Here is a 14,395-nt window from a genome sequence, read left to right on the forward strand (position 1 = left end):
GGATTTTAAAATTTAAATAGTATATTTTTGTTCTGTTATGAATAGATTTATACTTTCTTTGCTGTGTTTGATTGCCATCAAACTTTCGGCTCAAAACGTGGGAATTAACCAACCCTCACCAACACATTCTTTACATATTTCTCCAATCAATAATGGAGACGATCCAATCCGAATAGATGGCTTACAATCTTATAGTATTGGCGACACTTCACTTTTAATCATTAATAACTCAACTGGAGTTGTAAAGTATATTACTTCAAGTGATTTTGTTAACTTAATTAGTAATAATTCTGGTCTCGGGACAGATGATCAACAATTGGATAGTTTAATTTTAAACAACTACATTCTTACAGCTTACCTTGAAGATGGGGGAAATGCTTCTGTTGATTTAACTGCTATACGTGATAGTGCGATAAACTACTTAATTAATAACTCTGACACCTTATTCTCTACATCTTTTACTGACAGTATCATTAGCACTTTATACAATAACGCTGATACTTTGCTTTATAACAGTAATTTCATTAACAACCTGAGAGATTCTATTGATACCGATGTGGATAGTATAAGACTGAATGGCACAATACTTCATGTTTATGAAAATGGAAATGACCTCACAGCTGATTTAAGCTCCTTATCTGACAATGATAATGATCCAACTAATGAACACAATACCAATGCATCTTTAAGTGGAAATATTTTGAGCATTACCGACGCAGGCGGAAGTATTACTGTTGATTTAACACCGCTTATCAATACAGCTGTGGCTAATGCTATTCCCGCTGGTTCAGTAACTGCTTTTGCAGGCTCATCTGCTCCAAGTGGATACTTAGTTTGTGATGGAAGTGCTGTAAATAGAAGTACCTATCCTGATCTCTTCTCTGCCATTGGGACAATGTATGGAGCAGGCGATGGTTCTACGACATTTAATTTACCCAACTATAGTGGTCAGTTTTTAAGAGGAGTCGATAATGGAGCCGGAATTGACCCAGATGCTGCCACAAGAACAGACAGAGGTGATGGGACAACAGGAGATGCTGTAGGGACTAAACAAGGGAATGAACTACTTGCTCATAACCACACTGTAAACCCTCCATCTACTAATACCAGTACTGATGGAGCACACACTCATACTGTTGACCCACCTGTTACCAACACCAGTACTGATGGAGCTCACTTTCATACTGTAAATCCCCCAGCAACGAACACTAATTCAACTGGAGCACACACCCACTCTATTGATCCTCCAGCAACAACTACTAGCACTAATGGGAATCATTCTCATTCAACTGTTACTCAACTCGGGAACAACACTAATGGAGGACCTGACAACTGGGGAGTGCAACATTCCGATCCTGGAGGAGGAAACTGGGGAACCTATACTGGCTCAACATCTGCAGCTGGTAATCATGCTCATACGGTTAACATACCTGTCTTTAATTCAGCGGCCTCTGGAAACCATTCTCATTCAGTTGATATCTCTCAATTTAACTCTGGAAATAGTGGCAATCACTCACACACAGTAAATATTGCTCAATTCAACTCAGGAAATAATGGAAACCACACCCACAGCGTAGATATTGCTCAATTTAATTCTGGAAATGTCGGAGGAGCAGAAACGAGACCTACAAATGTTTCTGTTCTGTGGTGTATTAAATTTTAAAACCAACAACTATGTACCAATTAAAACTTATAATACTAACCCTTTGTATAAGCACACTAGGGTATGCGCAAAATGTAGGAATCAACCAACCTTCTCCTACGCATTCATTGCATGTTTCACCAATCAACAATGGAGATAATCCTATTAGAATTGATGGTTTACAATCTTACAGTATTGGAGACACCTCTCTCTTAATTATCAATAATAACACAGGGGTTGTTAAATACATCTCTTCAACTGATTTTGTAAATTTAATCAGCAACGGTTCAGGTCTTGGAACAGATGACCAGCAACTAGATAGCTTAACTTTAAACAATTATATCCTCACAACTTATTTAGAAGATGGAGGTAACGCCTCTGTGGACCTAGTTGCTATTCGCGATAGCGCCATTAGCTACTTAATCAATAACTCAGATACGCTATTCTCCCCTTCTTTTACCGACAGTATTATTAGTACACTGTATCATAATGCTGACACCTTACTTTACAACAACAATTTTATTAGTAGCCTTAGAGATTCTATTGATACAGATGTTGATAGTATAGTCCTTAACGGAACAACATTGCATATTTATGAAAATGGCAATGACCTTACTGCTAACCTTAGCACTTTATCTGATAATGATAGTGACCCTACGAATGAATATAACAATAGCTTTTCTTTATCAGGGTCTGTTTTACAAATTTCTGATGGCGGAGGAACTATAACTGCCGACCTTGCTCCTTTAATTTATTCTGTTCAAACTCCCGTTGGAGCTATTTTTGCTTTTCCTACTGCTACTCCACCTTCGGGGTATTTAGTATGTAATGGACAAGCAGTAAGTAGAACAACCTACAACAATTTATTTTCTCTTATAGGAACAATGTACGGAGCAGGGGATGGTTCCACAACATTTAACCTACCGAACTATAATGGGCAATTCTTAAGAGGTTTTGATAATGGAGCTGGAATTGATCCTGATGCTGCCACAAGAACAGATAGAGGAGATGGGACAACAGGAGATGCTGTAGGGACTAAACAAGGGAATGAACTACTTACTCATAACCACACTGTAAACCCTCCATCTACTAATACCAGTTCTGCCGGAGCTCATACACACACAGTAAATCCACCGGCTACCAACACCAGTTCTGCTGGTGCGCACACACACAGCATTGACCCTCCTAATACCAATACTTCAACCAATGGTGGACACAACCACAGCGGACGAACAGGAGGAGTTTCTACATTTGATGCTGGAGCTTGGATACCATACGACGATAACTTATCAAGTAATACAGTAAATGAAACAAGCGTAGCGCCAACTACTTGTGGAAATCCTTGGAATGGACATGGGACTGTTGGAAATTTTCTTGGAACAATGGGATGCTCTAGGCTAAACCACACGCACACCATTGCTACTGACGGTAGCCATGCCCATAGTGTTAACATTCCTGCATTTACCTCTTCTTCTTCAGGAAATCATACACACAGTGTTGACATTCCTCAATTTAACTCAGGAAATAATGGTAATCATACACACAGTGTTGACATCGCTCAATTCAATTCAGGGAATGTCGGAGGTGCAGAAACGAGACCTACGAATGTTTCTGTTTTATGGTGTATCAAGTTTTAATAAAAAAAGCGCATTAAATAATGCGCTTTTTTTTATTGTAATTTCTGGTAGGTCTTCCACCAAAGATCAGGAATCTGTTGTTGGCTAGCATCAATATAGTCTTGGTAATTACAAGGAACTAAATGGTGCCTTTCAAACCGAACTCTCTCATGAGGTGGATAAGGAATTTCCATCCACCATCGATCAGATAAGTCACTTTTATAAAAAACCAGCTCATGCTCGGTATTTTCAATATGAATTCGATATTTAGTATAACTTTTCTTAGACCCAACTGGAAAATCTTTCTTACGATTGATAAAACCATCTAAAATACACCAAATCATCTGCCCCATTAATTGTGATGACATTGCATTTTCAACATCTAAAGTAGAGTTGTATTCATACAAACCAATACTAGTTAACTTATCACTCATTCCAGCATAACGCAAGATCTGACACATTTGCTCTGCATAAAACCCATTGGGAGTTGCTGCTTTATTAGCTTTAAAGTCAGAAGCCCTTATCGCTGAGACATCAACACTAATCATATCAGCATTTCTAACAATAGGTTCTGTTTTCGAGATGTCTGATTGTAATTCTCCTAAGCGATAGATATCAAAATACAAATCCTCCATTAACTTTTTGTCAATAGGAGACACAAAGTAAGTCTGATAGCCTAAAATACTTGCATTAAACAAATAATTAGGCTGGTGTAAAATAATTTTATTTAAAAAAGCTTTAGAAGAAAGCTCTTGATTAGCCTCCCCAATATCAAATTGATTATCGATGATGGCTAAATTTACTGTTTGCTCTAACTTCTCATAAGCTTTATAATTGGCATAAGTCAGTTCTTGACTTCCTCCAATTATAATAACAAACACATCTTTTTTTATTAATTGCTCTACTACTTCGCTTAAAGCAAAATAAGTATCTTCTTTGGATGCTCCAGCTTTTATATTTCCTAAATCAACAATAGGTAAATCTTCTCCTTGTATATACAATTGATACAGCTCTCTTCTTACCTCATCAGGTGACTGCGCGCATCCTTTATTATGCTCCCCTCCTCTATCTTCCTGAACTCCTACAATAGCAAGCTTAGCCTGCTCTATATCAGGAAAACTATCTTCGGTATTGAAATCGGTGTAATCCCCTATTGTTCCTTTTTTAAAATCATCAGGCGGAACTACACTTTCAAAGTAAATACTAATATCCATCTTTTATTTCTTGCGAAACTCGTATCGCTCTTTATGTAAGACGAACCAAAGGTTTCTTATTTTTTCTTTTTAGCTGTTGTCTTTCTTGTCTTTTTCTTTGGAGCATTCTCTTCAATAATTGCTTTCACTTGCTCTAAAGTTAATTTTGCTGCATCAGTCGTTTTAGGCATTTCTATTTTAGTCTTGCCTTTTATTATATTAAATCGACCCCATCTTGCTTTCTCAACTCTTATTCCTTCTGACTCCCAATTATGAATAACCTTCTCTATCTCTTTCTTTTTCTTCGTTTCAATTAATTCAACAATATCATCATGAGATAGGTTATCAAAATCATACTTCTTATTGACATTGATAAACATTCCATTCCATTTAATAAATGGACCGAAACGGCCTTTTCCTTTTTGAACTGGCAACCCTTCATATTCATCAACTGGAGCATCTGCTTTTTGCTTTGCTACAATGAGCTCAACTGCTCGATTGAAGTCTACATCTAATGGGTTTTCCCCTTTTGGCAATGATACATAAGCTTTTCCATATTTAACATAAGGTCCAAATCTACCATTAGAGACTATTACTCCCTCGCCCTCATATTTACCTAAATCCTTTGGCAATAAAAATAAATCTAATGCTTCCGCTAATGTTATACTTGATAAAGATTGGTTGGCTTGTAAACTCGCATACTGTTTCTCTTCATCATCCTGACTTCCTATTTGAGCCATAGGACCAAATTTCCCTATTCTAACACTAACCTGTTTTCCTGATTCTGGATGCGTTCCTAAAATACGTTCTCCACTAGCTCTATCAGAATGCTCTAAAGTGTGTTCTATATTTTTATGAAATGGGGAATAAAACTTCTCCAACATTTGAGTCCACTCCATTAAACCTTGAGCGATATCATCAAATTCTTTTTCGACATTAGCTGTAAAGTTATAATCCAATACTTTACCAAAATGCTCGATTAAGAAATCATTCACCACAAAACCAATATCAGTTGGCATCAGCTTATTTCTATCGGCTCCATAGACCTCTTTTTTGACCTTTCTGTCAACAGTCCCACTTTCCAATACAAATTGAGTATAATTTCTTTCTTTCCCCTCTTTTTCTTTTCTTTCTACATATCCTCTTTTTTGTATTGTACTAATAGTTGGAGCATAAGTAGACGGTCTTCCAATACCTAATTCTTCTAATTTTTTAACTAAAGATGCTTCCGTATATCTAGCTGGAGGCCTAGTAAACCTTTCTGTTGCAGTGATAATTTTGGAAGTTAAAGCTTCTCCAATTTTTACAGCAGGTAACATTCCTTTTTGTTCATCATCATTTTCATCATCTGTTCCCTCCAAATAAACTTTTAAGAACCCATCAAATTTAATGACCTCACCATTAGCGACAAACTGCTCAGAAGCTCCACTAACATCTATCGTAATTTTAGTCTTTTCTAATTCAGCCTCAGCCATTTGAGAAGCAATGGTTCTCTTCCAGATTAACTGATACAATCTTTGCTGTTGTGCATCAGCACCTGCACTATGCACTGCAAAATTAGTTGGTCGAATGGCCTCGTGCGCTTCTTGTGCACCAGCCTTGTTTGTTTTAAATTTTCTTGTTTTAGAATAAGCTTTTCCGTAAGCAGAAACTACCTCTTCTGCAGCGTTTTTAACAGCAAAATCAGATAAATTCAAAGAATCTGTTCTCATGTACGTTATTAACCCTGCTTCATATAAACGTTGTGCAAGATTCATAGTTCTTGCCACATTATACCCCAACTTTCTACTTGCCTCTTGTTGTAAAGTAGATGTTGTAAAAGGAGGTGCTGGTTTTCTGACAGCAGGCTTCTTTTCTAAATTATTGATCGTAAAAGTAGCATCAGCACATTTATGAATAAATGCTTCAGCTTCTTTTTCTGTTTTGAAATTTTTTGATATTTCAGCTTTAAAAACCTTTCCATTAACGACAAAGTCTCCTACAACTTTGTACGAACTGGTGGAATCAAAGCTTTCTATTTCGCGTTCCCTTTCAGCAATAATTCTTACAGTTACAGACTGAACTCTTCCAGCTGACAATGATGGTCTTACTTTTTTCCACAATACAGGAGATAATTCAAAACCTACGATACGGTCAAGAATTCTTCTTGCCTGTTGTGCATTTACCAAATCAATATCAATCGTTCTTGGAGTAGCAATTGCTTTTTGAACTGCCTGTTTAGTAATTTCATTAAAAGTAATACGTTTTACTTTCTCTTCTTTTAACTTTAACGTTTCCTGTAAATGCCAAGAAATCGCTTCCCCCTCACGGTCCTCATCCGTTGCTAACCAAACAATCTCAGCAGCTTTCGACAATTTCCTTAACTCTGCTACCACTTTCTTTTTATCATCAGAAACTTCATAATTTGGAGCAAAATTATTTTCAATATCTATCGCTTCTCCTTTCTTAGCCAAATCTCTTACATGACCAAAACTAGATTTAACAATAAAATCTTTTCCTAAATAGCCTTCAATAGTCTTGGCTTTAGCAGGAGACTCAACAATTACTAAGTTTTGCGCCATATTAATTTTTCTTTTTCTGATGTAGTTAAAGCAATTTCAATCTGCAAAGGAATAAAAATAAATCGCATTGTTCAAATCTTAATTTAAAAAATGTAATTTCAAGTACAATAAAACGTTACGATATCAAGACATTGAAATACTTCACGTCATTTTGTCAGTATTTGAATAATAACTACCTTTGGATTTTAAATTTGATAGGAGATAAATGAGTAAAGAGATAGATGAATCACTTCAGGGCACAGCTACTGTATTGTCTAGTATAGATAATGAAAATGCTAAAAAGTTATACTTGGAAAGTTATGGGTGTGCCATGAACTTCTCTGACAGTGAAGTAGTAGCATCGATACTAAAAAAAGAAGGATATACCACAACTCGAGACTTTGAAGAAGCAGATGTTGTTTTTGTAAACACTTGTTCAATTAGAGATAAGGCTGAACAAACTGTAAGACAACGCTTACACATTTTTAAGAAACGTAAACGACAAAAACCAGGTTTGGTTATCGGCGTTTTAGGTTGTATGGCAGAACGATTAAAAGACAGTTTATTAGAAGAGGAAAAATTAGTCGACTTAGTTGTTGGACCAGATGCATATCGTGATTTACCTAATCTATTAGAAAATGTTCAAGGAGGGCAAAGGGCTGTTAATGTTCTTTTGTCTCGAGAAGAAACCTATGCTGACATCAGTCCTATTCGTCTTTCTGAAAATGGGGTGACTGCATTTATTTCGATTACAAGAGGATGTGATAATATGTGCTCTTTCTGTGTAGTGCCTTTTACTAGAGGTAGAGAAAGAAGTCGAAATCCATTATCAATTGTAGCCGAAGCTAGAGAATTAGTTGAAAATGGTTATAAAGAAGTGACCTTATTGGGTCAAAATGTAGATAGCTACAGATGGAATATTAATAAAAAAGGGGAAATTGAAAATCCAGCTATTCCTACCACTTCTTTTGCTGAGCTATTAGAAATGGTGGCTAAAGTATCCCCAGAATTACGTGTTCGTTTTTCGACTTCCCACCCTAAAGACATGACTGATGAAGTTTTGTACACAATGGCTAAGTACAAGAACATCTGTAATTACATCCATTTACCTATTCAGTCGGGAAGTAATGAGATGTTGAAAAAGATGAATAGGAACCATACTGTAGAATGGTATTTAGAACGTATTCAACGAATTTTTGAGATCATTCCTGATTGTGGAATATCCACTGATATCATTACTGGATTCTGTGATGAGACAGAAGAGAATCACCAGGATACTATAAAATTATTTGAGCAAGTTAAGTTTAATTTGGCTTATATGTATTTCTATTCTGAGCGTCCTAAAACGTTGGCAGAACGAAAGTTTGAAGACAATGTTCCAATAGAAATCAAAAAACGACGTTTAAATGAAGTCGTGGCTATTCATAGAAACAATGCTTTAGAGCAAAACAAAAAACAAATTGGAAAAACCTTTGAAGTATTGATTGAAGGAGCGCCTAAAAAGAATAAAGAACAATTTAGTGGAAGAACTTCGGAAAACTTCTATGTTGTATTTCCAAAAGCAGGGCTTAAAAAAGGAGAATATATCAATGTTAAAATAACTGATTGCTCTTCAGCTACACTAATTGGTGAAGTAGTCAACTAAAACGCAACAACTATGAACAGTACAATACAACAAGTTAAACAACGTTTTGGAATCATTGGTAACTCTCCTGGATTAAATAGGGCGTTAGATGTAGCTCTACAAGTTGCCCCAACAGACATCTCTGTTTTAATTACTGGAGAAAGTGGTGTTGGTAAAGAAATTATTCCTCAAATTATTCATCATTATAGTGCTAGAAAACATAACGAATATATTGCTGTAAACTGTGGTGCTATACCTGAGGGGACTATAGATTCAGAGCTATTTGGACATGAAAAAGGTGCTTTTACTGGTGCTCAAGGTAGTAGAAAAGGTTATTTTGAAGTAGCTAATGGAGGGACTATTTTCTTGGATGAAACAGGTGAGCTTCCACTTCAAACGCAAGTCCGCTTATTAAGAGTTTTAGAAACAGGTGAATTTATCAAAGTAGGTTCCTCTAAAGTCATCAAGACGGATGTTAGAATTATTGCTGCGACCAATGAGAATTTGGGTTTAGCGATACAGAACAATAAGTTTAGAGAAGATTTATTCTACCGTTTAAGTACTGTTCCTATAACCCTTCCTCCACTTAGAGAGCGACGTGAGGATATCCACTTGTTGTTTAGAAAATTTGCCTCTACTTTTGCTGATAAATACAGGATGCCTACTATACGTTTAACAGATGAAGCTATTCCAGTATTAAACGGTTATAGATGGCCAGGAAACATTAGACAACTAAGAAATTTAACGGAGCAAATTTCTGTCATTGAAAAAGAGCGACTAATTACTCCTGAAATTTTACTTAAATACCTTCCTAAAGAGCATGAGCAGAACCTTCCTAGCGTTATGGGGAATCAATTTGGAACGAGCGGAACCGGGAAGCAACAAATGGATCAAGATTTAATTTTAAAAATTATTGTTGATCTTAAGAAAGAATTGGCTGAGACCAAAAAAGCTGTTGCTCAACTTCTAAAGGGGAATGCGAACTTTGAATCGATTAGTGATGATACACATCTTACTTCTTATCCTAATGACATCATTCCTACCAACCCAGCAATTACTTACCCTGTAGCTATTGATCACACGCCTAGTTATGATAACGACTATCACGAACCTATTCAGGAGCACATTGAAGTAGAAGAATCGCTATCGTTAGAGGCTAGAGAAAAAGAACTAATCATTAAAGCCCTTGCTAAACACAAAGGGAAACGAAAACATGCGGCCAAAGAATTAGGAATATCAGAACGAACGCTTTACAGAAAGATAAAAGAATACGAAATCACTAAATGAAACGAATTGTAAAAATAAGTTTATTGGTTGTTATAGCATTGAACGCCTGTGCTCTCCCTCAATTTTCCTTCAAAGCTGGAGGAAAGGGCGGAGAAGAAATTCCTGGAAAAACAATTCAAGTTGATTATTTTGAAAATCGTTCTGCCTTAGCAAGTGCCAATACCAGTAATGTTTTAACAGAAAATCTAAAAGATTTAATGCAATCACAAACCAAGCTTTCCTTGGTCTCTAACAATGCTGATTGGAAAATATTTGGAGAAATTACAGATTATAAAGTAAACCCGATTAGTATTCAAGCCAATTCAGAAGCTGCTGCACAAAACCGTTTTACGATGACAGTAGTGGCCAATTGTATTTACGTTACTCCAGAAAATAAAGATAGTGTGGTCATTGATAATGAAAGAATCACATTTTACACAGATTTTAGTAGTTCATTAGATTTCTCTTCTCAAGAGGAAAGCTTGCAAGAGGAAGTCATTGAACAAATCACTCAAGCAATATACGATAAAGCTTTTGGAGGCAGCTGGTAAACCAATGATATTTAATATTGAAAATATAACCCATTACTTGAAAGACGAGCAAGCTTTAAAACAAGCTGACGCTGAAGCTTTAAAACAATTTGTCCAACAATATCCATACAGTGGACTATTGCAGTTGGTTTATTGTAAATACTTACACCTACACAATGACGTTAGATTGGAAGCTCAATTAGAACAGTGTGCTTTGGTCGTAAATGATAGAAAAAGGGTTTATGAACTATTATTTCAACCTACTCTACAAGAACAAATTACCGAACATGATGAGCTCTTAAATACTAGCCCAGAAGAAAAGGAAATAGAATCAAAGGTTAACGAAACTTCTTCTTTAGAGGATACTACAACTGTTTCTGCTACAGAAAAAACAACACTTCCAACTCCAGAAATAGCTAATGAGGAGCAAGAGCCCGAAGAAAAAGAAAAAGAAAAAGAAAAAGAAAAAGAGAGAGAACAGGCTAAAACATTAGATGAACTAGAAAAGAATATACTTACTGAAGCAGTCAATGCCAGTATACAAGTAGATATTTCTGAATATCAATTTGATGACGAAACTCCTCAAAAGGAGAAACCTGTTCAATTAGAAGAAGAAAAATTAGAAACAGAACGTTCCTTTGTTAATTGGTTTGATAAGCCTTCTACTCCTCCCCAAAAAACGAAGACCACAAAGACCATCATTGATGACTTTTTAAACGCCAACAATACTGAAAAAAATAAAAAAGAGGTCTTCTCACCATCCAATATGGCGAAGATGAGTTTAGTTGCCAATAATCAGTTTGTTACAGAAACATTAGCTACAATTTATGCTAAACAGGGACAAATTGATAAAGCAATTGAAATTTATCAGCAATTGAGCTTGAAAAATCCAGAAAAAAAGACTTTCTTTGCAAGCCGAATAAGATTTTTAAAAGAGAAACAACAACATAATAAATAAGATATGGATATTTTAATCGCAGTAGTTTTAATATTAGCAAGTGTATTATTAATTGTAGTGGTTATGGTTCAAAACTCAAAAGGAGGAGGATTAGACCAAAGTTTTGGAGTAACAAACCAATTAGGAGGAGCTGCTCAATCTACTGAAACTATAGAAAAAGTAACATGGTACCTAGCTGGTGGTATTGCTGCTTTATGCTTAGTTTCTGTGATGTTTGTAAACAGTGGTTCTACTTCAAGTGGAAGTGTTAAGACAGGGATTGAAAGTGGTGGACCTAATACAACAGTAACTACGCCAAATGTAACACCTCAACCAACTGGTACAACTAGTAACTAAATATTAAATTAATATTATATTTTGACAAGCCAATTTAAATGATTTTAAATTGGCTTTGTTTTTTATTAAATTCGTCCAATAGATTACCTCAACAGACTTGAAAATAACATTATTAAGCAATATATTTGCCTCAAAATTAGTTAACTGTTAGGTGAAAACTGTTTTAACATCGCTCTATCTTCTCATTATTGCAGGAACTTTGCATGCCCAAGGATTCTACAGTAGTAATGCTTGGAGGACCAAAAGAGTAGAATTAGTAGGAGGCGCTGGAGCCTCTAACTTTCTTGGAGATTTAGGAGGGCGAGATCGAGTAGGGTCTAATTTTGTTTGGGATTTAGAGTGGGTAAAAACGCGTTATGCTGCTCACATAACCTACCAATATTACTTAGCTGAAAAAATTGCCATCAGACCTAGTTTCTATTTTGCTAGAGTTTCGGGAGATGATGCACTAACGCAAGAACGTTATCGTAATCATAGAAACCTAAATTTTGTTTCTAACCTATATGAGTTAAGTGTTACTGGAGAATACCAATTTCTAAAAGAGAAAATAGGAAACATCTATGGTGTAAAAACATCTACCGGAAAGAAGTTAGGTTTAAAAAGTAGTTCTATAGGAATTTATGGGGTTGCTGGAGTCGGAATTGTTTTTTACAATCCTAAAGGGCGTGGACCAAATGGAGCAAATGTTGCGTTAAGAAAACTAGGAACTGAGGGACAAGGACTTCCTGGTGGGCCAAAAAAATACAAACCTGCAACTGTTGTCGTCCCTATGGGGGTTGGATTTAGAAAGTCTATAGGAAAAGATATGGGGCTCAAGTTAGAGCTTACCCATCGTTTTACCTTTTCTGATTATATAGATGATGTAAGCACTAATTATTACGATAATGCAGACATAAGAGCATCAAAAGGAGATGTCGCGGCTTACCTTGCTGATCCTTCCAATAAAAATGACGGATTAAACAATACTCACCATGGACTGCAAAGAGGCGATCCCTCAGATAAAGACAGCTATATGTTTTTAACAATTTCTTTTTACAAGAGAATCAAAACCAAAATTAAATAACCTTTTTATTGTTGCATTGTGACAATTATCACCAATTGTTGCCCTATTCTTTTCTCATATTTGTCGTATACAAACGTTAATCAAATACATTATGAAAAAGAACATGGGAAAAACGGATAAGATCATTCGCTTAGTATTAGCTTTAATAATGGCTGGACTATATTTTGGAAATATTGTTTCTGGAACTTTCGGACTAATACTCGTTGTACTCACCATTATTTTTGTAGCTACTTCTTTTATTAGTTTTTGTCCTTTATATTCAATATTTGGGATTAATACCTGCACATTAAAAGAGCACAAATAGCCAAAATAAAAGCCCATTCTAATAAAAATAGAATGGGCTTTTCTTATGTTTAAGTAACTATTTTTAGAATACCATAATCTTAGCAGATACAGGCGTACCATCTGCAATAATATTCACCAAATACATTCCTGGTGTTAAATCAAGTAAATATTCAGAGATTGAAGAAACATCGTTAAATTGTTTATTTACGACTTCTTTTCCAGATAAAGCAACAATGCTAAAATCAAGTGCTTTATAGGTTTGTTCAAAATACACATTTAGCAATTTATTTGGTGCATCAAAAACAAGCTCGGCAATAACCTCTTCATGTTGTTGTACACTAACTGGTCCGCCTACAGTAACTTCCATTAAAACTGGTAAGTGATCGCTCATATAAAACAACGAACGTGCGACATCTTGAGGTACAGCATAATTATATCCATCGTTAATAGAACCATTATAATGTTCTCCATCTTGACCTACAGCTTCATAAGAATTGGTAACATATTTAGCTCCTTGAGAACCGTTTAAAATATCATTGGAAACAAAAATAATATCAAAACGATCATCCATTCCACCTGTAGATCCTCCTGCATAAGGATTATTAACAGATGAAGCTCTTGTACTTTGAGTATGCACATCTCTATAATTGTAATTATTGTTCCAAGCTCCTGCTTGACCAATTGGGTCAAATAAATTTAGTGTCCCCCCTGTTGTCAACTCAGTATAAGCAGATTCTGAACTGGTGTACATATTAAAATCACCGCCTACAATTACATTTCTTGTACGACTATTATTAGTTAAGTAATTTTTTAACGCCTGTGCTGCCGATTGTCTTTGTTGCGCTTCAGTTGGAGATGAAGTTCCGTTATTACCTGCCTTTAAATGGCAAGCATATAAATACATAAATGTAGTATCATTAGTTTGTGCTAAATTAGGGTCTTTATAATACACTTTATATTCACTTAAGGCCCTAGGACTTGCATTAATATTAGTTTGTTCAACAAAACCTATCTTATTTGAATTATAATACAAGTGATTATCGGTATCTGTTCCATTAGCGTCTTGAAACACTGCTTGCGCATAATGATTGACCCCATCCACATTGAGTGCCTGACTCATGATTAGATTTGCTCCATAGGTGCTTCTCAACTCATTAACAATAAAGATATCTGGTTGTACATATTGAATAATGTTCTTCAACGTATCAGCTCGAGCCGGTACATCTGGAAATTTCAACAAATTGTAATACATTATTTTTAAGTTCTCTTGAGAGAATAAAAATGTACTCAATAAAAGGGCGGTCAATACCAAAGTAAATCTTCTAATCATAACGGGGCAAAT

The 14,395-nt window shown here is 35.6% G+C and carries 12 protein-coding genes; 9 read left to right on the plus strand and 3 right to left on the minus strand.

Annotation, left to right across the window (positions count from 1 at the left end):
- Positions 1 to 37: 37 nt before the first annotated feature.
- Positions 38 to 1,663: a tail fiber protein gene (locus N4A35_02375; GenBank protein ID MCT4580236.1), complete on the plus strand. Its 1,626-nt coding sequence runs from the start codon at positions 38 to 40 to the stop codon at positions 1,661 to 1,663.
- Between the two features lie 11 nt (positions 1,664 to 1,674).
- Positions 1,675 to 3,279 (plus strand): tail fiber protein, encoded by a 1,605-nt coding sequence (locus tag N4A35_02380; GenBank protein MCT4580237.1) that lies wholly within the window; start codon positions 1,675 to 1,677, stop codon positions 3,277 to 3,279.
- Between the two features lie 32 nt (positions 3,280 to 3,311).
- Here N4A35_02380 and N4A35_02385 read toward each other — a convergent pair whose 3' ends face one another.
- Positions 3,312 to 4,472, minus strand: a complete 1,161-nt coding sequence (locus tag N4A35_02385) for a formimidoylglutamase (GenBank protein ID MCT4580238.1) — start codon at positions 4,470 to 4,472, stop codon at positions 3,312 to 3,314.
- Between the two features lie 56 nt (positions 4,473 to 4,528).
- On the minus strand, positions 4,529 to 7,012 hold the full coding sequence (gene topA / locus N4A35_02390) for a type I DNA topoisomerase (GenBank protein ID MCT4580239.1): 2,484 nt from the start codon (positions 7,010 to 7,012) through the stop codon (positions 4,529 to 4,531).
- Positions 7,013 to 7,217: 205 nt separating this feature from the next.
- On the opposite strand from topA, the gene miaB reads away from it, so the two are divergent.
- The 7 genes from miaB (at position 7,218) to N4A35_02425 (ending at position 13,072) form a co-directional block, all read left to right on the plus strand.
- Positions 7,218 to 8,636, plus strand: a complete 1,419-nt coding sequence (gene miaB, locus N4A35_02395; protein MCT4580240.1) for a tRNA (N6-isopentenyl adenosine(37)-C2)-methylthiotransferase MiaB — start codon at positions 7,218 to 7,220, stop codon at positions 8,634 to 8,636.
- 12 nt (positions 8,637 to 8,648) lie between these two features.
- The gene (locus N4A35_02400) at positions 8,649 to 9,902 is read left to right on the plus strand and encodes a sigma-54 dependent transcriptional regulator (protein ID MCT4580241.1); all 1,254 of its coding nucleotides are present in this window, start codon (positions 8,649 to 8,651) and stop codon (positions 9,900 to 9,902) included.
- A complete protein-coding gene (lptE, locus tag N4A35_02405; protein MCT4580242.1) occupies positions 9,899 to 10,432 on the plus strand; it encodes an LPS assembly lipoprotein LptE in 534 nt (177 codons plus the stop codon). Before N4A35_02400 ends, lptE begins: the two co-directional genes overlap by 4 nt.
- A gap of 4 nt (positions 10,433 to 10,436) precedes the next feature.
- Positions 10,437 to 11,369 carry a hypothetical protein gene (locus N4A35_02410; GenBank protein MCT4580243.1) on the plus strand — a complete coding sequence of 311 codons (933 nt, stop codon included), beginning with the start codon at positions 10,437 to 10,439 and terminating at the stop codon, positions 11,367 to 11,369.
- Positions 11,370 to 11,372: 3 nt separating this feature from the next.
- Positions 11,373 to 11,705 (plus strand): preprotein translocase subunit SecG, encoded by a 333-nt coding sequence (secG, locus tag N4A35_02415; protein ID MCT4580244.1) that lies wholly within the window; start codon positions 11,373 to 11,375, stop codon positions 11,703 to 11,705.
- Between the two features lie 151 nt (positions 11,706 to 11,856).
- Entirely contained in the window at positions 11,857 to 12,768 is a 912-nt protein-coding gene (locus tag N4A35_02420; protein MCT4580245.1) for a DUF6089 family protein, read from the plus strand.
- Positions 12,769 to 12,859: 91 nt separating this feature from the next.
- On the plus strand, positions 12,860 to 13,072 hold the full coding sequence (locus N4A35_02425; protein MCT4580246.1) for a DUF2892 domain-containing protein: 213 nt from the start codon (positions 12,860 to 12,862) through the stop codon (positions 13,070 to 13,072).
- Positions 13,073 to 13,135: 63 nt separating this feature from the next.
- Here N4A35_02425 and N4A35_02430 read toward each other — a convergent pair whose 3' ends face one another.
- The gene (locus N4A35_02430; protein ID MCT4580247.1) at positions 13,136 to 14,383 is read right to left on the minus strand and encodes a T9SS type A sorting domain-containing protein; all 1,248 of its coding nucleotides are present in this window, start codon (positions 14,381 to 14,383) and stop codon (positions 13,136 to 13,138) included.
- Between the last annotated feature and the right edge of the window lie 12 nt (positions 14,384 to 14,395).

The organism is Flavobacteriales bacterium, from assembly GCA_025210295.1.
Lineage (GTDB): Bacteria > Bacteroidota > Bacteroidia > Flavobacteriales_D > Parvicellaceae > S010-51.